The following is a 21,289-nucleotide window of genomic DNA, read 5'->3' as shown; positions in this document are numbered from 1 at the left end:
CGCCAGGGCGGCTAAGGCGCCAGGGCGGCTAAGGCGCCAGGGCCGCCCGGGTCTCCTCGACCAAGGCGCGCGCCGTGGCCACCGTCGCCGTCAGGGACTCCGGGGTGGTGCCCTGCGCGCCCAGCAGGGCGCGGACGCGGTCGCCGAAGCCCGGCGGAGCGGTCGCCACGAGCTCGGCGGCCGCCAAGGAGCCCTTCTCGTTGAGGCACCAGCGCCGGTCCGCCGCGAACAGGGCCTGGACGAGGATGCCGAAGGCCTTGGACAGGCAGAGCGAGACGTACAGGGCGTCCGCGCGCGCCGCGCCCTTCGCGGCGCCCGCGACGAGGAACTCCGCCTCCCAGGCCCCGGCGATCAGGGCGGTGCGCAGCGGCTCCGGGTACACCGAGGTCTCCGCGCGCAGAGCCGCCAGCTCGCCCGAGGGGTCGGCCAGGATCTGACCCAGCGCCATCTCGCCCGGGTAGCAGGGCGACCAGAAGCCGAGCGGATGCCCCGGCTGTACGCCCACCTCGTACCGGCCCTGGCGGCAGTCCTCCCACACCCGCTCCACCCGGTCCAGGTCCCGCAGGATCCAGTCCACGGCCACGCCGTCGACGCGCAGCCAGGCGCCGCCGTTGACCCAGGGGCCCCAGCCGCCCGGCCCGGCCACCTCCACGTCCGATCCGGCCAGCGCGCGCAGCGCGTCGAGGCCGAGGGCGTCGCCCCGGTAGTAGACGCCGAGGTCCCAGTCCGATTCGGGCCGGTGCTCGCCGCGGGCCCGGCTGCCGCCGAGCATGACTCCGCCGACGCCGGTCACCGTGGCCAGTGCGTCCGCCATTTCCTTGATCACTTCACGCATGGTGCAAGAACGTACAAGACCGGATGGCCGTGCGTCCCTATGTTCGGGACGTGGGAGAACATCAGATGGTGAAGGAAGAGGTCCCCGACGGGGCCACGGCCGAGGCTGCCGCCAAGCCGCGCGCCGCCGTCGTACGGGACGCGCTCGGCGTCGGCGTGGCGGTCGGGCTGTCCGGGTTCGCCTTCGGCGTGACCGCCGCCGGGTCCGGCGTCAGCACCCTCCAGGCCTGCGTGCTGAGCCTGCTGGTGTTCACCGGGGCCTCGCAGTTCGCGCTGGTCGGGGCACTGGCGGCGGGCGGGAACCCGTTCACCGCCGCCGCCGGGGCCTTCTTCCTCGGGACCCGCAACGCCTTCTACGGGCTGCGGCTGTCCCAGCTGCTCGCGCTCCCCAAGCGCGTACGGCCCTTCGCCGCGCACTGGGTGATCGACGAGACCACCGCCGTGGCCCTCGCCCAGCCCGACCGGAGATCGGCCCGCCTCGGCTTCACCGTCACCGGGCTGAGCCTCTACGTCCTGTGGAACCTCACCACGCTGCTGGGCGCGCTCGGCGCCGAGGCCATCGGGGACACCCGGGCCTGGGGCCTGGACGCCGCCGGACCCGCCGTCTTCCTCGCCCTGCTCGCGCCGATGCTGCGGACCTCCACCGAGCGGGCCGTCGCCGCGCTCGCGCTCGTCCTGGGGCTCGGCCTGCTGCCCGTCCTGCCCGCCGGGGTGCCCGTGCTCGTCGCGGCACTGGCCGCCCCCGTGATCCTCTGGCTGAAGGGACGCCGCTCGTGAACGTCTGGATCGCCATCGCACTGACCGTCGTCGGCTGCTACGCCGTCAAGCTCGCCGGGCTCCTCGTCCCCGCCGGAGCCCTGGAGCGGCCGGCCGTGCGCAAGCTGGCCGCGCTCCTGCCGGTCGCACTGCTCGCCGCGCTCACCGCGCAGCAGACCTTCGCCACCGGGCACGAGCTCGTGCTCGATGCCCGCGCCGCCGGGCTCGCGGCCGCGGGGGTCGCACTGCTGCTGCGCGCCCCCTTCCTCGTCGTGGTCGCGGCGGCGGTGCTCGTCACCGCGGGACTGCGGGCGCTGGGAGGTTAGCCGCGGCCGGGGGGAGGAGGCCGTACGCGCGCAGCGTCAGCAGCGCCTCCAGCGTGGCGATCGGCCGCCGCTCCAGGGAACTGCCCGGGGCCCACGCCCTGCGGTGCACCGGCCAGCCGCCGTCAGGCTGCTGCAGAGCTGCCAGATGGTGCAGCGAGCGGCGCAGCTCCGCGTCCGTGAACCAGCCGCGGGCCAGTGACTCGGGGCGGCGCGCGAAGTCGTACGGGTGCAGGCGCTCGCCCGGGGCGTAGCCGGGGGCCGGCGGGTGGGCGTCCTCGTGCGCGGGATCCAGTACGACGAGCCGCTGCTCGCGCGCGAGGCGCCCCAGCCGGTCCGCGGCCGCCGCGGCCCGCGCCCGGTCGGGGGCTCCGTCCAGGAAGGCCACCGCGCTCTGGAGCTCGTACGGGTGCGAGTGGCGCAGGTTCTCCACCCGGTCCCAGCAGAAGTCCGTCGCACGGAACAGCCACGCGTGCCAGACCCGGTTGCGGTGCAGGAGCCCGACGACGGGACCCGTGGTCAGCAGGTCTCCCGGCGGGTCGTCCCGGTGCGGATGGTACGGGGCCGCCGGATGGCCGCCGGCGCCCGGGGAGAGCGCCGCGAGCGCCCCCTCGGGGGTGGAGACGCGGGTCAGGTGGCCGCAGAGCCGCTCGATGCGCTGCCCGGAGCAGCGGCCCAGGCCGTCCAGGACGCGCAGGGCGTGGGCGGTGTGCAGCGGATGGCTCAGGGGGCCGCGCAGGTCCGGGTCGAGGGCGTGGCCGTAGCCGCCGTCGCCGCCGAGGTACGCGCCGAGGGCGGCGTCCACCGGGTCGGCGTCCCCGCCGAGGAAGTGGAACGCGAACCGCCGCTGCTCCAGCACCCGGGCGGTGAGCCAGATGAACTGCTCGGCGCGGGCCAGCGGGGCCGGCGGGCCCGCCGCGGCCGCGGCCGCGGTCGCCGTGGCGGTCGCCGTGGCGGTCGTCGCCGGGGCCCGCGGGGCCGTCGGCGCCGTCGGGACCGGCGTGGAAGCTTCGTCTCCAGGCATGCGAGAAACCGTAGGGGCCCCTCGTGCGCGGAGGGCGCCCGAACGCGGCCGGTGCACTCTCCGGGGCGCGATACTGAAGGCATGCGGTTGACGATTTTCTGGGAGCGGATGGCCGAGCACTTCGGCGCGGGCTACGCGGATTCCTTCGCGCGGGACCACGTGATGACCGAGCTCGGGGGCCGCACGGTCCACGAGGCGCTGGACGCGGGCTGGGAAGCCAAGGACGTGTGGCGCGCGGTGTGTTCGGCCGTGGACGTGCCGGCCGCGCTGCGCTGACGCGCCCGCGGGGTTGTCCGTACGGGGACGGGGTGGGCCAGACTTGGCGGCGTGGCAGCCACTGAAGAGACGACGCCCCCACAGCCCGAGAGGGCCGCACCGCCCCCCGACGCCGGCGACGCCGGCGGCGTACCACCTGACGCGCCCGCCCCCGTCCCCGCGCCCCCGCCTGGCCCGGAGGGGGCCCGGATGCCGCGCTGGCTGCCGCGCGCGGTGGTCCTCGTACTGGCCCTGATCGCCTGCTTCCAGCTGGGCAGCTGGGCCTTCCACCAGCTGATCGGGCTGCTGATCAACGTCCTGATCGCGTTCTTCCTCGCGCTCGCGGTCGAGCCGGCCGTGGCCAGGATGGCGGCGCGCGGCATGCGCCGCGGGCTCGCCACCTTCCTGGTGTTCCTCGGGGTGTTCGCCGCGTCCGCCGGGTTCGTCGTCCTGCTCGGCTCGATCCTCGCCGCGCAGATCATCGACCTGGTGGAAGGCTTCCCGGGGTATCTGGACTCGGTGATCGGCTCGATCAACGACACCTTCCACACGCGCCTGTCCCGGCTGGACATCCAGGACAGCCTGTTGCACTCGGACTGGCTGCAGAAATACGTGCAGAACAGCGCGAGCGGCGTGCTCGACGTGTCCGCCACGGTGCTCGGCGGGCTCTTCAAGCTGCTGACGATCGGGCTGTTCGCCTTCTACTTCGCCGCCGACGGGCCGCGGCTGCGGCGCGCCCTGTGCTCCGTACTGCCGCCCGCGAAGCAGGCGGAGGTGCTGCGGGCATGGGAGATCGCCGTCACCAAGACGGGCGGCTACCTCTACTCCCGCGGGCTGATGGCGCTGGTCTCCGGGGTCGCGCACTACGTCTGCTTCGTGGTGCTCCACGTGCCGTACGCGCCCGCGCTCGCGGTGTGGGTGGGGCTGGTGTCGCAGTTCATCCCCACCATCGGCACCTACCTGGCGGGCGCGCTGCCGATCCTGCTCGCCTTCTCGGTCAACCCCTGGTACGCGCTGTACGTGCTCGGGTTCGTGGTCGTGTACCAGCAGTTCGAGAACTACGTGCTCCAGCCGAAGCTGACCTCGAAGACGGTGGACATCCACCCGGCGGTGGCCTTCGGATCGGTCATCGCCGGTACCGCCCTGCTGGGCGCGGTCGGGGCGCTCATCGCGATCCCGGCCGTCGCCACGATGCAGGCGTTCCTCGGTGCGTACGTGAAGCGGTACGCGGTGGCGGGGGACGGGGCCCCGGGTGCGGGCGAGGGGGGTGCGGGGGGTGCTACTTCTCGCCGGCGGCGCCGAGTACGGATTCCAGGGCTTCGGTGACGGTCGCCTCGGTGGCGGCCTTGTCGACGCCGAGGGAGGAGAGCACGCCGTCGCCGTCCTCCAGTTCCAGCAGGGCGAGGAGGATGTGCTCGGTGCCGACGTAGCTGTGGCCCAGGCGCAGGGCCTCGCGGAAGGTGAGCTCGAGCGCCTTCTTGGCGGCGGCGTCGAAGGGCACGAGCGCGGGGATCTCGGCGGCGGGCGCCGGCAGGACGGCGGTCGCGGCGGCGCGCACGTCCTGCGGTGCGATCCCCTGCGCGCGCAGGGCGAGCGCGGCCAGCGCCTCGGGATCGGCGAGCAGGCCGAGGACCAGGTGAGCGGCGGTGATCTCGCTGTTGCCGGCCGCGCGGGCCTCGTTCTGGGCGGTCACGACCACGTTGCGGGCGCGGGGTGTGAAGCGGGCGAAGCCCTGGGCGGCGTCGAGGTCGTTGCCCTCCCCGGCCTTGTCGGGCTTGGGAACGAAGCGCTTCTGGGCGGCCTGGCGGGTGACGCCCATGCTGCGGCCGATGTCGGTCCAGGAAGCGCCGGAGCGGCGGGCCTGGTCGACGAAGTGGCCGATGAGGTGGTCCGCGACGTCCCCGAGGGCCTCGGCGGCGACGACCGCGCCGCTGAGCTGCTCCAGGGTGTCGGTGTGGACCTTCTTGATGGCCTCGATGAGGTCGTCGAGGCGTACCGGATTGGTCATGCGAACGGGTTCCACCGAAGGGTTCGTCATGGGTGCAACCCTAGGTTGACAGTCGGGAGGGTGTCAACCTTCGGTTGTCGGTTTCGCGGGCGCTGCGGATCCGGCGTGGCGCGCTTGACAGGGAAATCGAACACGCATTCTCATGAGTTATCCACAGTCAAACCGGGCGGGGAGCGGCGTTGTCAGTGGCAGGCGTTAGCGTCAATGGCGTGAAGCGATCGACTCAAGCAAATCGGGTGGAACCCATGGCAGGCAACGACCGTGAGAAGGCTCTCGACGCCGCTCTCGCACAGATTGAACGGCAATTCGGCAAGGGTGCCGTGATGCGTCTCGGCGACAAGCCGAACGAGCCCATCGACGTCATCCCCACCGGATCCACCGCGCTGGACATCGCGCTCGGCGTCGGCGGACTGCCCCGCGGCCGCGTCGTCGAGGTGTACGGGCCGGAGTCCTCCGGTAAGACGACCCTGACCCTCCACGCCGTGGCCAACGCGCAGAAGGCCGGCGGCACCGTCGCCTTCATCGACGCCGAGCACGCGCTCGACCCCGAATACGCCAAGGCCCTCGGTGTCGACACCGACAACCTCATCCTGTCCCAGCCGGACACCGGCGAGCAGGCGCTCGAGATCGTGGACATGCTGGTCCGCTCCGGTGCGCTCGACCTGATCGTCATCGACTCCGTCGCGGCGCTCGTGCCCCGGGCGGAGATCGAGGGCGAGATGGGCGACTCCCACGTGGGTCTCCAGGCCCGTCTGATGAGCCAGGCCCTGCGGAAGATCACCGGTGCGCTCAGCCAGTCCAAGACCACCGCGATCTTCATCAACCAGCTCCGCGAGAAGATCGGTGTGATGTTCGGCTCGCCGGAGACCACCACCGGTGGCCGCGCGCTGAAGTTCTACGCCTCCGTGCGCCTCGACATCCGGCGCATCGAGACCCTCAAGGACGGCACGGACGCGGTCGGCAACCGCACCCGCGTCAAGGTCGTCAAGAACAAGGTCGCTCCGCCCTTCAAGCAGGCCGAGTTCGACATCCTCTACGGCCACGGCATCAGCCGCGAGGGCGGCCTGATCGACATGGGCGTGGAGCACGGCTTCGTCCGCAAGGCCGGCGCCTGGTACACGTACGAGGGCGACCAGCTCGGCCAGGGCAAGGAGAACGCGCGGAAGTTCCTCTGCGACAACCCCGCCCTCTCCGACGAGATCGAGCGGAAGATCAAGGAGAAGCTGGGCGTCGGTGTCCGCAAGGACGCCGCTGCGACTGCCGCCGCCACGGCCGAGGCCGGCGCGGACGCGTCCACCGAGACGCCGGCCGTGCCCGCTCCCGCGTCGAAGGCCAAGATCGCGGCCAAGTCCGCCGTCGCCAAGAGCTGACCCGTGTGGGAGCAGGAAAGGGGTGGCACGCGGGGTGGCCCGGACGGCGGTGAGGACCGCCGCGAGGACCGCCGCGAGGGCAGTCGCGAAGGCGGTCGACGGGGCCGCCGCGAAGGCGGCTGGGGCGGCCGTCGCGCGGAGGGCCGGGAAGACCGCCCGGAGCTGCCGCCCCAGACTCCCGAAGAGCAGGCGCGGGCGATCTGTCTGCGCCTGCTCACCGGGATGCCGCGTACCCGGCGGCAGCTCGCGGATGCCCTGGCCAAGCGGGACATCCCCGAGGAGGTGGCGGAGCAGGTCCTCTCCCGGTTCGAGGAGGTGGGCCTGATCGACGACGCCGCGTTCGCCGGGGCCTGGGTCGAGTCCCGGCACCGCGGCCGGGGCCTGGCCCGCCGGGCGCTCGCCCAGGAGCTGCGCACCAAGGGGGTGGAGGCCACCCTCGTGCAGGACGCCCTGGAACAGCTGGACTCCGACCAGGAGGAGGAGACCGCCCGCGAGCTCGTGGAGCGCAAGCTCCGCACGACCCGGGGCCTGGAGCGGGACAAGCGGATCCGGCGCCTCGCCGGGATGCTCGCCCGCAAGGGGTACCCGGAGGGCATGGCCCTGCGGGTGGTCCGCCGCGCGCTGGAGGCGGAGGGCGAGGACGCCGACGACCTGGGGTACCCCGGGGGGTGAGCCCGCTCCCGGGCCCGGACCCGCCGGGCAGGGGTGGGGGTAGCCCCCGGGAGCAGATGCCGGGGCGCTCCACTGCCAAGGAGCCTCCCCGTCGGCAGAGTTGCCCCCATGATGCTGCGCTACGCACTCCAGACCGTCAGGGACCGCAAAGCCGGTTTCCTCGGTGCCTTCGTCGCCCTGCTGTGCGCGGCGGCCCTCATCACCGCTTGCGGCACCCTCCTTGAGACGGGACTCAGCGGGAAGATCGCCACCGAGCGCTACGCGGGCGCCCCGGTGGTCGTCTCCGCCGACCAGAACGTCCACGCGACGACGGTCAAGGAGAAGAAGGGCAAGGCGAAGACGAAGCACAAGGCCAAGTCCGTCGCCGAACGGGCCTGGCTGCCGGCCGCCACCGCGGACACCGTCCGCGCGGTGCCCGGCGTCGAGCGGGCCGTACCCGAGCTCACGTTCCAGGCGCTGGCACTCGCCAAGGGCGCCGACGGCGCGAAGCCCTCGTACGGGCACGCCTGGAGCTCGGCCGCGCTCATCCCCTTCACGCTCGCCGAGGGCCGCGCCCCCCAGAGCGCTGGCGAGGTCGTCGTCGACCGTGAACTCGCGGCCCGCGCGGCCCTGAAGCCCGGCTCCGAGCTCACCGTGCAGTCCACCGGCGATCCCAGGACCTACACCGTCAGCGGGGTCGCCGCCACGGCCGGCGGGAGCCTCGCCCACCAGAGCGCCCTGTTCTTCAGTGACGCCGAGGCGCAGCGGCTCGCCGCCCGCGACGGCCGGGTCAGCGCCATCGGGATCCTGTCCCGGGCCGGCGTGGACCCCGGCGAGCTCGCCGGGAGGGTCCGCCAGGCGCTCCAGGGCACCACCGCGCAGGTGGCCACCGGCGACGGCCGGGGCCCCGTCGAGTTCCTCGACGCGGCCGGCGGCCGGATCAAGCTGGTCTCCATGGGCGGCGCCATGGGCGGCACCTCGCTCCTCGTGGCGATCCTCGTGGTCGTCGGCACCTTCTCGCTGTCGATCCAGCAGCGCCACTGCGAACTCGCCCTGCTCCGCGCCATCGCCGCCACACCCCGCCAGCTGCGCCGCATGATCGGCCGCGAGGCGCTGCTCGTGGGCCTGGCCGCCGGCGTCGCCGGAGCCCTCGCCGGACTGCCGCTGGCCGCCTGGCTGCACGGCCGGTTCGTCGACGCCGGTGTCGTCCCCGTCACGCTGGAGCGCACCGCCGGGATCTTCCCGATGTTCGCCGCCGTCGGCGCGAGCCTGCTCGGAGCCTGGGCCGCGGCCCGGATCACCGCACGGCGCGTGGCCCGCATCCGCCCCGCCGAGGCGCTCGCCGAGGCCGCCGTCGAGGGGCGCCGGCCCGCGGGGGTGCGGCTCGCCGTCGGGGTGCTGCTGCTGGCCGCCGGGGTGGTCCTGGTCGCCGTGCTGAGCACGCTGCGCACCGAGCCCGCCTCGACGCCGGTCACCTTCCTCGCGGTCGTGGTGCTCGCCGGAGCGGTCTCGCTGCTGGGCCCCCTCATCGTCAGGTGCGCGACCGCGGTGCTCGCCGGACCGCTGCGGCTGGTAGGCGCCGGGGGCCACCTGGCCACCGCGAACCTGCGCGGCAACGCCACCCGCATGGCCTCCGCCGTCACCCCGCTTACTCTGCTCATCGGGATGACGAGCACCGTGCTCTTCGTCACCCCGACCCTCGGTGACGCGGCCCGGACACAGGCCCGCGAAGGGGTGCGGGCCGGGTGGGTGCTCGCGGGGCAGGGCCCCGGAGTGCCCGGCGGCGCGGTCGACCGGATCCGTCGCACCCCCGGGGTCGAGGCGGCCACCGAGATCGTGCACACGTCCGTACGGGTGGGGCTGACCAAGTACGCGGCGCAGGGCGTGGGTCCGGCCGGGCTGGAGCGGACGTGGAACCCGGGGGTGACGGGCGGCAGCCTGGCCGGCTTCGGGGAGAAGAGCGCGGCGGTGAGCGAACTGGCCGCGGACCAGCTGGGCCTGGAGCCGGGGAGCCCACTGACGCTGACCCTGGGCGACGGGACGCCGGTCACGCTGACGGTGTCGACGGTGTACGCGCGGGGGCTGGGCTTCGGCGACGTGACGCTGCCGCACGATCTGGTGGCCGCGCACGTCGACGATCCGCTCGCTTCGAGGGTGCTGGTCGCGGGACCGGCGGTGCGGGAGGAGCTGGCCTCGGCCGTACGGGAGTACCCGGGGGTGGCCGTGCTGTCGACGGTCGAGGCGGACCGGCGGGCTGCCACCGCCACGGCCGCCGGATCCGAGATCAACCTGCTGGCGATGGGCCTCGTCCTGGCCTTCACCGCGATCGCCGTGGCCAACACGCTGGCGATGTCCACGGGGGAGCGGCTACGGGAGTTCGCGATGCTGAGGCTCGCGGGCGCGACGCGCAGGCAGGTACGCGGAATGCTGCGGGTGGAGGCGCTGGCGGTACTCCTGATGGGGGTGGTGCTGGGGTCGGGGATCGCGCTGGCGGTACTCACCGCCTTCAGCGTGGGCATGACGGGGGCGGCCGCGCCGGTGGTGCTTCCGCTGGTCTACGGCGTGGTCGTCGCCGGGTCGGGTCTGCTGGCACTGTGCGCGAGCGGGCTCGCGGGGCGGATCGCGCTGCGGGTGCCGCCGGTGGAGGTGGCGGTCGCGAAGGGCTAGCGCCCGGCTTGTGCGGTCCCGGCCCCGGGCCGCGGCGTGGGGGCCGCTGCGCGGGGCCGAAGTCCCCTACCCCGCCCTTCCACCGTTCGCCGGGGCTGCGCCCCGGACCCCGGCGGACTCAAAACGCCGGCGGGGCTGAGATCGCCGGGTGGAGGCGCCCGGGGCCCGTTGCCGCGTGCGGCGCCGTTGCCGGGGGCCGGCCCCCGGGCCCCCGCGCCTCAAACGCCGGCGGGGCTGAGATCGGCCGAGTCGTGCGAGAGGCGCGTCAAGGAGGCGTGACGGGGAGGCCCGCCGCTCGCCAGGCCTGGAAGCCGCCCGTGAGGTCCGTGGCGTGGGGAAGGGCCAGCGCGTGGAGGGAGGCCGCCGCGAGGGTGGAGGCGTAGCCCTCGTTGCAGATGACGACGACGCGGATGTCGTGGCCCGTGGCCTCCGGGAGGCGGTGGGACCCCTCGGGGTCGAGGCGCCATTCCAGTTCGTTGCGCTCGACCACCAGCGCGCCCGGGATCAGGCCGTCGCGTTCGCGCAGCGCCTGGTAGCGGATGTCCACCAGCAGGGCCCCGTCGAGGAAGGCCGCGTGGGCTTCGGCCGGGTCCACGCGGGTGTACGTGGTGCGCAGCCGGTCCACGAGCGCGTCGATGCCGCTCACTGCCAGTCCGCCGGACGCTCGACCTGCTCCAGCGTAAGCACCGGGCCGGTGCGGCTGTAGCGGCGGATGGAGGGGAGCGGCGGGTGGTACGCGTGGACGGAGATCGCGTGCTCGGTGCCGGACTCGTTCAGCACCTCGTGGACGTGGTGCTCCGCGAAGGCCCGCCCGGTGCCCGCGCCCAGGCTGCGCGTCCGGTCCACCTCGGGGGCCAGGGAGAGGGACTGCCAGCCCTCCGAGGGGAGGCGCACCGCCAGGGAGTTCTCGGTGAGGCGGCCGCGGGCGGTGGTGAACGCGCCCCGCGACTCGGCGTGGTCGTGCCAGCCGGTACCGGTGCCCGGAGGCCAGCCGATCAGCCAGGCCTCGCTACCGCCGGGGCCGTCGAGCCGGATCCACGTCCGGCCCTCGGGGTCGAGGGGGAGGGAGGCGATCAGCTCGGGGTCGGAGGCGACGCGGGCGGTGAAGGCGAGCAGCTCCGCCGCCGGGAGGGCGGAGGGCGCCGGAGCCGCTGCCGGCGCGGGAACCGGGGCGGGAGCCGGGGCGGGAACCGGCGCGGCGGCAGGGGTGGCGGCAGACGCGGGGGCAGGGGTGCGCGTGGGTGCAGACATGGAGGATGACCGTCCTGGGGGTTCGCGAAAGCGCGCGGCACGGGGCGGGCGCGCGGAGGAAGGCGAATCAGCAGGAAGGGCGACACACGCAGCCCGCGTAGCGGAGCAGGTCCATGTGGACCCTCCGCCACAGGCGTACGTCGTTGCCGGTCATGTTCGTGAGTGAAGCACGAGTCGGCCGGAGGGTCAATCGATCATCGGGGTGACGGCGGGCGCGATGGGCGAGGCGGCAGAAGGGGAGGGGGCGGAGGGGGACGGCGGGCCGTGGCGGACCGCGTCCGCGGCCTCGTACAGCTCCGCCGGGCGGACCCCGGCGAAGGTCGCCGCCAGATGCCCGTCCGGCCGGACGAGGAGCACGGTGTGCGCCGCGGCCCCCGGGTACCCGTCCGCGACCAGCAGTTCCGCCCGCATCGGGAGCGCGGCGACCGCCGCCGCGAGCCGGGGCATCAGGCCGGCGCCCAGCCAGTGCCGCCGGTCCCAGACCCCGGTGCCCGGGGCGACGAGGACGACGAGGAGCCGGCCCCGCCCCAGCTGGTCGCGCAGCGGCACCGTGGAGCCGTCGGGTGCGGTGACCGGGATGTTCTCGACGGGCCCGCCCGGGTCGGTGGCGGTCGGTACCTGGCGTACGGCCACGGGCGGGGCGTACGCAGGCTCCGCGCCCAGCGGGCCGCGCCCCAAGTGGCCGTCGGTCAGCAGGGATTCGGCGGAACGCAAGGCTCCGGGAAGGTAGGTGCGCAGCCCGCCCCCGGCGCGCAGCACGGACATGGCCTGGTCGGCGGCGCGCAGCCGGTCGGCGACCGCCCTGCGGCGCTCGTCCTCGTAACTGTCGAGAAGTTCTTCGGAGGCTCCCTGGTGCCAGGCCAGGGCCAGCTTCCAGGCGAGGTTCTCGGCGTCCCGGAGCCCTTCTTCGACGCCCTGGGTGCCGAGCGCGCCGAGCAGGTGCGCGGCGTCCCCGGCGAGGAAGGCGCGGCCGTCGCGCCAGCGCCGGGCCAGCCGGTGGTGCAGGGTGTGGACTCCGGTGTCGAGGAGGTCGTACGGGGGGGTCGTGCCCCCGCACCACAGCGCGAGGGTGTCGCGGATGAGGATCACGAGGGCGTCGGGGGTCACGAGGTCCCCGCGGGCCGGGAGCAGCCAGTCCAGCCGGTACACCCCGTCGGCCAGCGGCCGGGCGGTGACCTCGTCGGGCGGGCTGCGGTGCAGCAACGCCTCGCCGGGCCAGGGCAGTTCGGTGCGCAGGGCGGCGACCGCGTGCCGCTCGACGGCGGTCCGGCCGGGGAAGCGGATGCCGAGCAGCTTGCGCACGGTGGAGCGGGCTCCGTCGCAGCCGACCAGGTAACTCCCGCGCCACCACGTGGTTTCGGCGCCCCTGGTGTGGGCGGTGACCCCCTGGTCGTCCTGCTCCAGGGAGTCGAGTTTGCTCTCGGTGACCAGCTGGACCAGGGGGTGCGAGGCGGCGGCGTCGCGCAGCCCGCGGGTCAGGGCGTGCTGGGGCAGGTGGACCGGTGCCGGGCCGTCCTCGAAGGTGATCCGCTGTGAGTCGCGGCCGCGCCGCATGGTGCGCCAGGCGGTGAAGTACGCGCCCTCGTCGCGCAGCGTCGTACAGCCCAGGCGGTGCACCATGGCGGCCGTGCCGGCGTGCAGGGCGACGGTGCGGGCGGGGCGGGATTCCTCCTTGCCGGGTCCCTCGTCGAGCACGACGCAGGGCACGCCCTGGCCGGCCAGGGCGAGGGCCAGGGACAGCCCGACGGGCCCCGCGCCGACGACGATCACCGGGTCCATGATGTGGCTCCCGGTGTCCGGTATGTGATCACAGAACGTATGCAACCCACTGGAGGTGCCTGCGTCAAGTGACGCCGGTCCGGACAATGCCGAGTGGTGCGGCGGATGAGTTCCGCCGCACCACACGTGTCCCGTCAGTGTACTGACCGGCTGTCAGTCCGAATGCCGGATCCGGTCCGACGCTCCGTCAGGCGGCCTCGCCCGTTTCGATCTCGGACAGGGCGACGGTCGCGTCGGTGGTCCGCTTCGATTTGCGCAGGCGGCCCTCCAGCCAGGCGGCGAAGGTGGTGAGGGCGAAGTTCACCACGATGTAGATCAGCGCGATCACGACCAGGGTCGGGATGGTGTTGCTGTAGTTCGCCGAGATCTGCCGGTTCATCGACAGCAGTTCGGCCAGGCCCAGCACCGCGCCGCCGATCGCGGTGTCCTTGAGGATCACCACGAGCTGGCTGACCAGCGCCGGCAGCATCGCCGTGACGGCCTGCGGGAGCAGGACGTAGGTCATGACCTGGCCCTTGCGCATGCCGATCGCCTTCGCGGCGTCGGTCTGGCCGTTCGGGAGCGACTGGACGCCGGCCCGGACGATCTCGGCGATGACCGCGGAGTTGTACAGGACCAGGCCGGTGATCACCGCGTACAGCGGCCGCATGTCGGAGCCGACCGCGGTGTACTGCACGAAGAAGGCGGAGCTGAAGAGCATCAGCATCAGCACCGGGACGGCCCGGAAGAACTCGACCCAGCTGCCTACGACGGCGCGTACCCACGTGTGGTCGGACAGCCGGGCGATGCCGAGCAGGGCGCCCAGCGGCAGGGCGATCACCATGGCGATGGCGCCGGCCCGCAGAGTCTCGCCGAGACCGGGGATCAGGAACGTCGTCCACACGTTGCCGTCGGCGACGAAGGGGCTCCACTTGTCGCCGTCGAGCTGGCCCTTGTCCGCCAGTGCGGTCAGGACCCACCAGAGGACGGCCGCGGCCGCTACGACGAAGATGCCGCTGTAGATCCAGTTACGGGCCCTGGCCTTGGGGCCGGGGGTGTCGTACAGCACGGAGGTCATCGCTTCACCGCCACTCGCTTGGCCACCCAGCCGAGCAGCAGGCCGGTGGGCAGGGTCAGAAGGACGAAGCCGAGGGCGAAGACGCCGAAGACGGCGAAGAGCGCCTGCGGCTCGTTCTCGACCATTTCCTTCATCAGCAGGGCGGCTTCGGCCACGCTGATGGCCGCCGCCACCGTGGTGTTCTTGGTGAGGGCGATCAGTACGTTGGCGAGCGGTGCGACGACCGCCCGGAAGGCCTGGGGGAGCACGATCAGGGTGAGCGTCTGGAGGAAGCTCAGACCCAGCGCACGGGATGCCTCGGCCTGTCCGACCGGGACCGTGTTGATGCCCGAGCGCAGCGCCTCGCAGACGAAGGTGCCGGTGTAGGCGATGAACCCGAGGACCGCGAGCCGGAAGCCGATGTCCTTGAAGGTGCCGCCGCCGAGCGTGACGCCGAGGGTCTGATTGAGGCCCAGCGAAGAGCCGATGATCAGCAGGGTCAGCGGGGTGTTGCGCACGACGTTGACGTACGCGGTACCGAAGCCCCGCATCAGCGGGACCGGGCTGACCCGCATCCCGGCCAGGACGGTGCCCCAGATCAGGGACCCGACGGCCGAGTAGAGGGTGAGCTGAACCGTCACCCAGAAGGCTCCGAGCACGTCGTACTGCCCGGAATCAAGAAAATCGAACACGATGGCCTGCGCTCTCCCCAGGATGGCCAGGTTGGCCGGTGAGGCACGCCGCCGCCCGTGACAGGCGGGCGGCGACGCCCCTCACCGATGGATCGGCCGGCGGACCGGCCGCCGGGTCAGCTGCCTTCGGTGACCGCGGGCGCCGGCTCGTTCTTGTAGTCGGCCGGGCCGAAGTTCTTCTTGATGGCCGCCTCCCAGGCGCCGTCCGACTCCATCTTCCTGATGGCGGCGTTGACCTTGGTCTGAAGGTCCTTGTCGCCCTTCTTCAGACCGATGCCGTAGTTCTCGTTGCTCAGGCTCAGCCCGACCAGCTTGAACTTGCCCTTGTTCTTGTCCTGCGCGGCGTAGCCCGCCAGGATCGAGTTGTCCGTGGTCAGCGCGTCGACGGCCTTGTTCTCCAGGCCGGTCAGGCAATCGGAGTAGCCGGGGTACTGCTGCAGGTCGGCCTCGGGGGCCAGCTTGGTCTTGACGTTCTGCGCCGAGGTGGAGCCGGTGACGGAGCAGAGCTTCTTCTTGTTGAGGTCCTCGGCCTTGGTGATCGAGGTGTCGTCGGCGCGGACCAGCAGGTCCTGGTGCGCGAGGAAGTACGGGCCGGCGAAGTCGACCTTCTCCTTGCGCTTGTCGTTGATCGAGTAACTCGCCACGATCAGCTTCACGTCGCCGTTGGCGAGGAGGTTTTCGCGCTCGGCGCTGACGGCCTGCTTGAACTCGATCTGGTCCGGCGCGTAGCCGAGCTCCTTGGCCACGTACGTCGCCACGTCCACGTCGAAGCCCGTGAACTTGCCGTCGGGGGTCTTGAGGCCCACACCCGGCTGGTCGAACTTGATGCCGATGACGATCTTGTCCTTCTTGGCACCGCCGGACGGGCCGGCGTCACTGCCGGCCTTGTCGCTGCCGCCGCCACAGGCGGTCGCGGTCAGGGCGAGAGCTACGGCGATGGCGGCGGCCGCGCCGACCTTGGAGAGCTTCATGGTGGACTTCCCTCGAAGTGAGACGTGAGACAGACGTGAGAGTGCTTGCCGGATTGCGATCCGTCACCGGATCACTACCAGATGCGAAGCTCAGTGGTGCAGGATCTTCGACAGGAAGTCCTTGGCCCGGTCACTGCGCGGATTGCTGAAGAACTGCTCGGGCGTCGCCTCTTCGACGATCTTCCCGTCGGCCATGAAGACAACCCGGTTGGCGGCGGAGCGGGCGAAGCCCATCTCGTGCGTGACGACCACCATGGTCATCCCCTCCCGGGCGAGCTGCTGCATGACCTCCAGCACCTCGTTGATCATCTCGGGGTCGAGCGCCGAGGTCGGCTCGTCGAACAGCATCACCTTCGGGTCCATCGCCAGCGCGCGGGCGATCGCCACGCGCTGCTGCTGGCCGCCCGAGAGCTGCGCCGGGTACTTGTCGGCCTGCGAGCCGACGCCCACCCGGTCGAGGAGCGACTTCGCCTTCTCCAGCGCCGCGGCCTGGTCCGTCTTGCGGACCTTCAACTGGCCCAGCATGACGTTCTGCAGCACCGTCTTGTGGGCGAAGAGGTTGAAGGACTGGAAGACCATGCCGACATCGGCGCGCAGCCGGGCCAGTTCGCGCCCCTCGGACGGGAGTTGCTTCCCGTCGACCGTGATGGTGCCCGAGTCGATCGTCTCCAGGCGGTTGATGGTCCGGCACAGCGTGGACTTGCCCGACCCCGAAGGGCCGATCACCACGACGACCTCACCGCGGGCAATGCTCAGATCGATGTCCTGAAGCACGTGCAGCGCGCCGAAATGCTTGTTTACGTTGTTCAGCACGACCAGGCCGTCCGCGGCACCGGCCGCGTCCCGCACGTCCTTGGTCACTGATACTCCGCTCATCGGCTTCTAGCTCCGTCCTCCGTCGGTTGGGAGGACAGTAGTGAGGTGGCCCTCACACCGTCATCACATCTGAGGGAGAATTGAGCATAACGATCCGGCCTCACACCGATACGCTCCGTACGTACGGAGCCCCGGTCGGGCGAACGGGCGGCGCCGTGCGCCGCCGGGCGCATAACGGAAACAGCACGGAAGCCACGTCGGACCCGGAACCGCCTTGACGTGGGGGTCCCCATCGGCGTGGATGCTTGGTGGCCGTCAAACGGATGGCGGCCGAACGGCCGATCAATGAATGTGAAGACCGAGCGCCCGACGAGGAAGAAGGAGAGAGGGGGACGACATGAGACTGCTGCTCGTCGAGGACGATGACCACGTCGCCGCCGCCCTGTCCGCGATCCTCGCCCGGCACGGCTTCCGGGTGACCCATGCCCGCAGCGGTGAGGAAGCCCTGCAGGCCCTGCTGCCGGCCGGTGTGGCCGCCGGCGCACCGTCCTGCACCGCTCCCTACGGGGTGATCCTGCTCGACCTCGGCCTGCCCGACCAGGACGGGTACGAGGTGTGCGGCAAGATCCGCAAGCGCACCAGCACGCCCGTCATCATGGTCACCGCGCGGGCCGATGTGCGCTCCCGCATCCACGGCCTCAACATGGGCGCCGACGACTACGTCACCAAGCCGTACGACACGGGCGAGCTCCTCGCCCGCATCCATGCCGTCGCCCGCCGCACCGGGGCCTCCGAGGAGACCGCCGCCGGCGGCGGGACGGCCGCGCCCGGCATCGTCCAGCTGGGGCCGGTCGGCGTCGAGCTGTCCACCCGCCGGGTCAGCGTCAACGGCGACGACGTACCGCTCACCCGCAAGGAATTCGATCTGCTGGCCCTGCTCGCGCAGCGCCCCGGCGTCGTCTTCCGCCGCGAGCAGATCATCAGCGAGGTCTGGCGCACCAGCTGGGAGGGGACCGGCCGGACCCTCGAGGTGCACGTGGCCTCGCTGCGCTCCAAGCTGCGGATGCCGGCGCTGATCGAGACCGTGCGCGGCGTCGGATACCGGCTCGTCGTCCCGCCCGTCCCGCCCGTCCCGCCCGTCCCGCCCGTCCCGCCCGTCCCGCCCGTCCCGGCGGCGCCTTCCGCTCCGCCCGCCGCTTCCGCTCCGCAGACCCCTTCCCCTTCCCCTTCCCCTTCCACTCCGCCCGCCGCCCCCGCGCCGCCCGCCGTCTAGCAGGGACCCGTCGTGCGCGCCCGCCTGCTCCCCCTGCTCGTCGTCCTCATGGCGGGTGTGCTCCTCGCCCTCGGCTTCCCGCTCGCGGTGGCCCTGGCCGCCGGGCAGCAGCAGCGGGTGGTCGTCGACCGGATCGACGACAGCGCCCGCTTCGCCGCGCTCGCCCAGTTCGTCATCGATGCCGAGGGCTCGAACTCCAGCGGCGCCGACGAGCGCCGCGACACCCTCCAGCTCGAACTGGCCCGCTACCAGGAGCTGTACGGGATCCGTGTCGGCATCTTCCTGCGCGACGACAACGCCATGGCCCGCGCCCCCGGCTGGTGGCAGCTCCCGCAGTCGGGGGAGGGCCGCCTCGCCTTCGAGGAAGCCCTCGCCGGACGGCGCAGCCACGACCCGGGCCAGGTGTGGCCCTGGCAGACCCACGGCAAGCTCCTCGTCGCCTCCCCGGTCGTCCTCGACGGGGACGTGGTCGCCGTCGTCGCCACCGAATCGCCCACCGACCAGATGCGCGCCCGGATCCTGCGGGGCTGGCTGCTCATCGTCGCCGGGCTGGGCGCCGCCATGCTCGTCGCCTTCGGCGCCGCGCTGCGGCTCACCAGCTGGGTGCTCAAACCCGTACAGACCCTCGACACCGCCGCCCACGGCATCGCCACCGGGCGGATGAACTCCCGCGTCGCCGCGGCCGGAGGCCCCCCGGAACTGCGCCGCCTGGCACGCTCGTTCAACGAGATGGCCGACAACGTGGAAGAGGCCTTGGAGCAGCAGCGGGCCTTCGTCGCCGACGCCTCCCACCAACTGCGCAACCCGCTCGCCGCGCTGCTCCTGCGGATCGAGCTGCTCGCCCTCGAACTGCCCGAGGGCAACGAGGAGATCGCCTCCGTGCGCACGGAGGGAAAGCGTCTGACACAGGTCCTGGACGATCTGCTGGACCTGGCGCTCGCCGAGCACGCCACCGCCGAGATCCGTCTCGTCGACATCGCGGGGCTGGCCGCCGAGCGGGTCACCGCCTGGCGGCCCTTCGCCGAGGAGAAGGGCGTCCGGCTCGCGCTTTCGGGCCGCGCCGCCGCCACCGGCTGGGCCGACCCGATCGCCCTGTCCAGCGCGCTCGACGCCGTCATCGACAACGCCCTCAAGTTCACGCCGGAGTCAGAGGCCGTCGAAGTGTCGCTCTCGGTGGAGGGCGACGAGGTGCGGGTCGTGGTCGCCGACCGGGGGCCCGGCCTCACCGAAGAGGAACTGCTGCGCGTCGGCGACCGGTTCTGGCGCAGCGGCCGCCACCAGAACGTGAAGGGCTCCGGCCTCGGCCTCTCCATCTCCCGAGCCCTGCTCGCCGCCGGCGGCGGGTCCCTCTCCTACGAGACGAACCCGCCGCACGGATTGCGGGTGACGGTGGCCGTCCCGCGCACAGACCCCGCCGCCGCGCCCGAATGAACCGCGGGGTCATCGGCTGGAAGGTCCGCCCCGGCCGTACGCCGAAGACCGGATGCCCAGCGGTCCCGCGGTCCGACGGTTCCGGGGTCCCGCGGTCATCCCGCGTCAGGGGGTCCGGTCCAGGTGAGGGTGGTGCGGGCGGGCGCGGAGACGGCGTACAGCTCGTCCACGGCCCGGACTTCGAAGAGGGCCGCCTTCTCCCGGCCGGCGCGCTCGACGGCCGGGAGGTAGAGCGCGGTGCCGCAGGTGCCGCCGAGGAAGCGGCGGGCACCGTCCGGCAGGACGCGGGACACCTCGTAATGACGGACCGGGCCGGCCGCCCGCTGCCAGGACAGCCGCAGGGCCGCCGTGCCGGACTGCTGGGCCGAGGCGGATACGGCCGGTGTCCCCGGAGTGCCCGGGCGGGGCCGCGCGGCGCCGTCGCGTACCGATACGGCTCCGAGCCGCCAGCGCACCGGCTTCTTCCCGCGTCCCGTGATCCGTACGGCCAGGCCGTACGCGGTCCGGCCCGCCAGATCCGACAGCCGGACCCGGGTCGTGTGCCAGCCCTGCCGCGTGCCCGGGTCCTCCGCCTTCAGCCAGGTGTACGGGACCTCCTGCCCCGGGGCGGCCGGCTCGCGCGTGGCCACGCCGAGCTCGATCGTGACCGGACCCGACTCCGTCCTGTGCACCAGTTCGACGACCGTGGAGCGGGTCAGCGGCAGCCGGGTGGAGTGGAGCCCGATGGCGGCCGGAGCGGTGAGCTCACCGGAGACGAGGAGGCTGGAGCCGCCGCGCCAGGCGGCGGCGAAGTCGAGGGTGACCTCGGGGCGGGTCCCGGCGGTGTCCACGACCCAGCGGCGGCCCGGTAGCCGGTCCTGGAGCCCGAGGTGGTTCCAGGGGGTGTCGCGGACGGCCCTGCCGTCCTCGTACCAGCGCTCGCCGTGCCCGGTGTTGAAGGAGCAGGCGAAGGGCGTCCCGGTCACGGTGGACCGGTCGGCGACGGCGGTGGCGGGCGCGCGCCAGGTGCCTTCGGGGGCGGGGCGGGACGGGTCGAGGGACTGGCCCGTCCAGAACCGGTCGTCGGCGCGGTGGAAGGCGCCGGGGGAGCGGTCGGTGAGGTGGTTGCGGGTCCACTCGGGCCGGTAGAAGCCGTAGGAGACGACGTGGTCGCGTTCGCGCGGGACGATCGCGTCCCAGTCCACCGCGGAATCCCAGCCGTTGGATTCCGTGTCCACGGCCGCCCACAGTTCGTGGCGGCTGCGCCCGAGCGCGTCGGCGAGCGCGCCGGAGGCGGCCAGCTTCTGCGCGGTCCACCGGAAGTCCACGAAGACGGTGTCCGCGACCTTGCCGCGGCGGTCCTCGAAGAACTCCTGGTTGAGCTCGTTGAGCGCGCCCTGCCACCCGACCTTGCCGGTGGAGTTCATCGCGTCGTACCAGGTGATGCGCAGGCCGTGCGGCTCGCCGGCGGCCCGCAGGGCGCGCAGGAACTGCTGGGTGCGGGCAGCGAGTGCGCTGTCGCCGCCCCCGGTCTCGGCGTTGACGAACCAGCCGTCGAAACCGTACGTCCGCGCCACCTGCACCAGCTTCTCGGCGACCGGGAACCGGCCGAGGGCGTCGCGCTGGACCAGGTTCCGGGTCCACTGGAGGTCGCCGCCGTAGGGCACGGGCGGCAGGAAGACGTTGCCCATCACCCGCACGCCGTTGCGGTGCGCGGCGTCGACGACGGGCGCGTTCGGGGCGAGCACGATGCCCTCGCCGGAGGAACCGCCCCAGAAGACCAGCTCGTCGATGTACGCCCAATGGGTGAGGGCGTAGTAGTCGGCGGTAGCGGAACCTTGGGAGGGATTCCCGGCGGTGCTCCCGAAGGAGACGAGCGAGGCGATGCGCGCCTGGCCCGCGCGGGCGGAGGCGTTCGCCGGCACCGGGGTGAAGCGGGGCGCCAGCGGCACGCTCGCGGTGTTGTGCGCCAGATCGGGGTCGGATTCGGGGCTCCACCGCATGAGGGAGCGCCAGGTGATCCCGGGGCCGGGGGAGCCCTGGGGCAGTGAGTCCGGGAACCAGTACGAGGCGTACGGGGCCAGGTCGGCGCAGGCTCCGGCGCGGACTTCGGCAGCCGCGGGCGGGGCCGCGGCCGGGGGCGGAGTCGCGGCGCGGGTCCGGGGCGCCGGGG

Annotated in this window: 20 protein-coding genes and 1 pseudogene; 9 read left to right on the top strand and 12 right to left on the bottom strand. The window is 73.0% G+C overall.

What is annotated here, in order from left to right; genetic code table 11:
- Positions 1 to 28: 28 nt before the first annotated feature.
- Positions 29 to 835 (bottom strand): nucleotidyltransferase domain-containing protein, encoded by an 807-nt coding sequence (locus J7E97_RS19405; protein WP_215028715.1) that lies wholly within the window; start codon positions 833 to 835, stop codon positions 29 to 31.
- A gap of 65 nt (positions 836 to 900) precedes the next feature.
- Here J7E97_RS19405 and J7E97_RS19400 point away from each other — a divergent pair, with 65 nt between their 5' ends.
- The gene (locus J7E97_RS19400) at positions 901 to 1,611 is read left to right on the top strand and encodes an AzlC family ABC transporter permease (protein ID WP_215028728.1); all 711 of its coding nucleotides are present in this window, start codon (positions 901 to 903) and stop codon (positions 1,609 to 1,611) included.
- On the top strand, positions 1,608 to 1,916 hold the full coding sequence (locus tag J7E97_RS19395) for an AzlD domain-containing protein (protein WP_215028714.1): 309 nt from the start codon (positions 1,608 to 1,610) through the stop codon (positions 1,914 to 1,916). Before J7E97_RS19400 ends, J7E97_RS19395 begins: the two co-directional genes overlap by 4 nt.
- On the opposite strand, the gene J7E97_RS19390 is transcribed toward J7E97_RS19395, so the two are convergent.
- Complete coding sequence (locus J7E97_RS19390; RefSeq protein ID WP_251054810.1) at positions 1,885 to 2,937, bottom strand: hypothetical protein; 1,053 nt, start codon at positions 2,935 to 2,937, stop codon at positions 1,885 to 1,887. The two genes, J7E97_RS19395 and J7E97_RS19390, sit on opposite strands and share 32 nt — an antisense overlap.
- A gap of 81 nt (positions 2,938 to 3,018) precedes the next feature.
- Here J7E97_RS19390 and J7E97_RS19385 point away from each other — a divergent pair, with 81 nt between their 5' ends.
- A complete protein-coding gene (locus J7E97_RS19385; protein ID WP_215028712.1) occupies positions 3,019 to 3,213 on the top strand; it encodes a DUF3046 domain-containing protein in 195 nt (64 codons plus the stop codon).
- 51 nt (positions 3,214 to 3,264) lie between these two features.
- Positions 3,265 to 4,518 (top strand): AI-2E family transporter, encoded by a 1,254-nt coding sequence (locus J7E97_RS19380; RefSeq protein WP_308346581.1) that lies wholly within the window; start codon positions 3,265 to 3,267, stop codon positions 4,516 to 4,518.
- On the opposite strand, the gene J7E97_RS19375 is transcribed toward J7E97_RS19380, so the two are convergent.
- The gene (locus J7E97_RS19375; protein ID WP_215028710.1) at positions 4,472 to 5,230 is read right to left on the bottom strand and encodes a Clp protease N-terminal domain-containing protein; all 759 of its coding nucleotides are present in this window, start codon (positions 5,228 to 5,230) and stop codon (positions 4,472 to 4,474) included. The genes J7E97_RS19380 and J7E97_RS19375 overlap by 47 nt on opposite strands.
- A 215-nt stretch (positions 5,231 to 5,445) precedes the next feature.
- On the opposite strand from J7E97_RS19375, the gene recA reads away from it, so the two are divergent.
- From recA to J7E97_RS19360, 3 genes are all read left to right on the top strand, one after another.
- Positions 5,446 to 6,570 (top strand): recombinase RecA, encoded by a 1,125-nt coding sequence (recA, locus tag J7E97_RS19370; RefSeq protein ID WP_215028708.1) that lies wholly within the window; start codon positions 5,446 to 5,448, stop codon positions 6,568 to 6,570.
- Between the two features lie 3 nt (positions 6,571 to 6,573).
- Positions 6,574 to 7,242: a recombination regulator RecX gene (gene recX, locus J7E97_RS19365; RefSeq protein ID WP_215028706.1), complete on the top strand. Its 669-nt coding sequence runs from the start codon at positions 6,574 to 6,576 to the stop codon at positions 7,240 to 7,242.
- Positions 7,243 to 7,350: 108 nt separating this feature from the next.
- Positions 7,351 to 9,888, top strand: a complete 2,538-nt coding sequence (locus tag J7E97_RS19360; protein WP_215028705.1) for an FtsX-like permease family protein — start codon at positions 7,351 to 7,353, stop codon at positions 9,886 to 9,888.
- A gap of 265 nt (positions 9,889 to 10,153) precedes the next feature.
- On the opposite strand, the gene J7E97_RS19355 is transcribed toward J7E97_RS19360, so the two are convergent.
- From J7E97_RS19355 to J7E97_RS19325, 8 genes are all read right to left on the bottom strand, one after another.
- Complete coding sequence (locus tag J7E97_RS19355) at positions 10,154 to 10,540, bottom strand: rhodanese-like domain-containing protein (protein WP_215028721.1); 387 nt, start codon at positions 10,538 to 10,540, stop codon at positions 10,154 to 10,156.
- On the bottom strand, positions 10,531 to 11,139 hold the full coding sequence (locus J7E97_RS19350; RefSeq protein WP_215028704.1) for a cysteine dioxygenase: 609 nt from the start codon (positions 11,137 to 11,139) through the stop codon (positions 10,531 to 10,533). The genes J7E97_RS19355 and J7E97_RS19350 overlap by 10 nt, the downstream gene beginning before the upstream one ends.
- 67 nt (positions 11,140 to 11,206) lie before the next feature.
- Positions 11,207 to 11,293, bottom strand: a complete 87-nt coding sequence (locus tag J7E97_RS37055; protein ID WP_311318651.1) for a putative leader peptide — start codon at positions 11,291 to 11,293, stop codon at positions 11,207 to 11,209.
- Positions 11,294 to 11,325: 32 nt separating this feature from the next.
- Entirely contained in the window at positions 11,326 to 12,918 is a 1,593-nt protein-coding gene (locus J7E97_RS19345) for an FAD-dependent monooxygenase (protein ID WP_215028703.1), read from the bottom strand.
- A gap of 187 nt (positions 12,919 to 13,105) precedes the next feature.
- Positions 13,106 to 13,975, bottom strand: coding sequence for an amino acid ABC transporter permease (locus J7E97_RS19340; protein WP_215028702.1), 870 nt, complete (start codon positions 13,973 to 13,975; stop codon positions 13,106 to 13,108).
- Positions 13,972 to 14,646, bottom strand: a complete 675-nt coding sequence (locus J7E97_RS19335; RefSeq protein WP_215028701.1) for an amino acid ABC transporter permease — start codon at positions 14,644 to 14,646, stop codon at positions 13,972 to 13,974. The genes J7E97_RS19340 and J7E97_RS19335 overlap by 4 nt, the downstream gene beginning before the upstream one ends.
- A gap of 116 nt (positions 14,647 to 14,762) precedes the next feature.
- Entirely contained in the window at positions 14,763 to 15,617 is an 855-nt protein-coding gene (locus J7E97_RS19330; protein WP_215028700.1) for a glutamate ABC transporter substrate-binding protein, read from the bottom strand.
- Between the two features lie 90 nt (positions 15,618 to 15,707).
- Positions 15,708 to 16,493 (bottom strand): amino acid ABC transporter ATP-binding protein, encoded by a 786-nt coding sequence (locus J7E97_RS19325; RefSeq protein WP_285428417.1) that lies wholly within the window; start codon positions 16,491 to 16,493, stop codon positions 15,708 to 15,710.
- A gap of 337 nt (positions 16,494 to 16,830) precedes the next feature.
- Here J7E97_RS19325 and J7E97_RS19320 point away from each other — a divergent pair.
- Both J7E97_RS19320 and J7E97_RS19315 read left to right on the top strand, forming a co-directional pair.
- Positions 16,831 to 17,550: pseudogene (locus J7E97_RS19320) on the top strand (response regulator transcription factor); the annotation flags it as partial.
- Positions 17,551 to 17,718: 168 nt separating this feature from the next.
- The gene (locus J7E97_RS19315; RefSeq protein WP_215028698.1) at positions 17,719 to 19,137 is read left to right on the top strand and encodes a HAMP domain-containing sensor histidine kinase; all 1,419 of its coding nucleotides are present in this window, start codon (positions 17,719 to 17,721) and stop codon (positions 19,135 to 19,137) included.
- Positions 19,138 to 19,232: 95 nt separating this feature from the next.
- On the opposite strand, the gene J7E97_RS19310 is transcribed toward J7E97_RS19315, so the two are convergent.
- On the bottom strand, positions 19,233 to 21,289 hold a 2,057-nt coding region (locus J7E97_RS19310), incomplete at its 5' end, for an endo-beta-N-acetylglucosaminidase (protein ID WP_251054809.1).

The sequence above is a fragment of the Streptomyces sp. ISL-66 genome, assembly GCF_018614135.1.
GTDB lineage: Bacteria > Actinomycetota > Actinomycetes > Streptomycetales > Streptomycetaceae > Streptomyces.
Note: the sequence above shows the minus strand (reverse complement) of the source record. Positions and strands in the feature narration are given on the sequence as shown.

Bases quoted from the DNA above. Each gene is read 5' to 3' on its own strand.
- J7E97_RS19405 (WP_215028715.1), bottom strand. From the start codon at position 835: ATGCGTGAAGTGATCAAGGAAATGGCGGACGCACTGGCCACGGTGACC.
- J7E97_RS19400 (WP_215028728.1), top strand. From the start codon at position 901: ATGGTGAAGGAAGAGGTCCCCGACGGGGCCACGGCCGAGGCTGCCGCC.
- J7E97_RS19390 (WP_251054810.1), bottom strand. From the start codon at position 2,937: ATGCCTGGAGACGAAGCTTCCACGCCGGTCCCGACGGCGCCGACGGCC.
- J7E97_RS19385 (WP_215028712.1), top strand. From the start codon at position 3,019: ATGCGGTTGACGATTTTCTGGGAGCGGATGGCCGAGCACTTCGGCGCG.
- J7E97_RS19375 (WP_215028710.1), bottom strand. From the start codon at position 5,230: ATGACGAACCCTTCGGTGGAACCCGTTCGCATGACCAATCCGGTACGC.
- recA (WP_215028708.1), top strand. From the start codon at position 5,446: ATGGCAGGCAACGACCGTGAGAAGGCTCTCGACGCCGCTCTCGCACAG.
- J7E97_RS19360 (WP_215028705.1), top strand. From the start codon at position 7,351: ATGATGCTGCGCTACGCACTCCAGACCGTCAGGGACCGCAAAGCCGGT.
- J7E97_RS19350 (WP_215028704.1), bottom strand. From the start codon at position 11,139: ATGTCTGCACCCACGCGCACCCCTGCCCCCGCGTCTGCCGCCACCCCT.
- J7E97_RS37055 (WP_311318651.1), bottom strand. From the start codon at position 11,293: ATGACCGGCAACGACGTACGCCTGTGGCGGAGGGTCCACATGGACCTG.
- J7E97_RS19345 (WP_215028703.1), bottom strand. From the start codon at position 12,918: ATGGACCCGGTGATCGTCGTCGGCGCGGGGCCCGTCGGGCTGTCCCTG.
- J7E97_RS19340 (WP_215028702.1), bottom strand. From the start codon at position 13,975: ATGACCTCCGTGCTGTACGACACCCCCGGCCCCAAGGCCAGGGCCCGT.
- J7E97_RS19330 (WP_215028700.1), bottom strand. From the start codon at position 15,617: ATGAAGCTCTCCAAGGTCGGCGCGGCCGCCGCCATCGCCGTAGCTCTC.
- J7E97_RS19325 (WP_285428417.1), bottom strand. From the start codon at position 16,493: ATGAGCGGAGTATCAGTGACCAAGGACGTGCGGGACGCGGCCGGTGCC.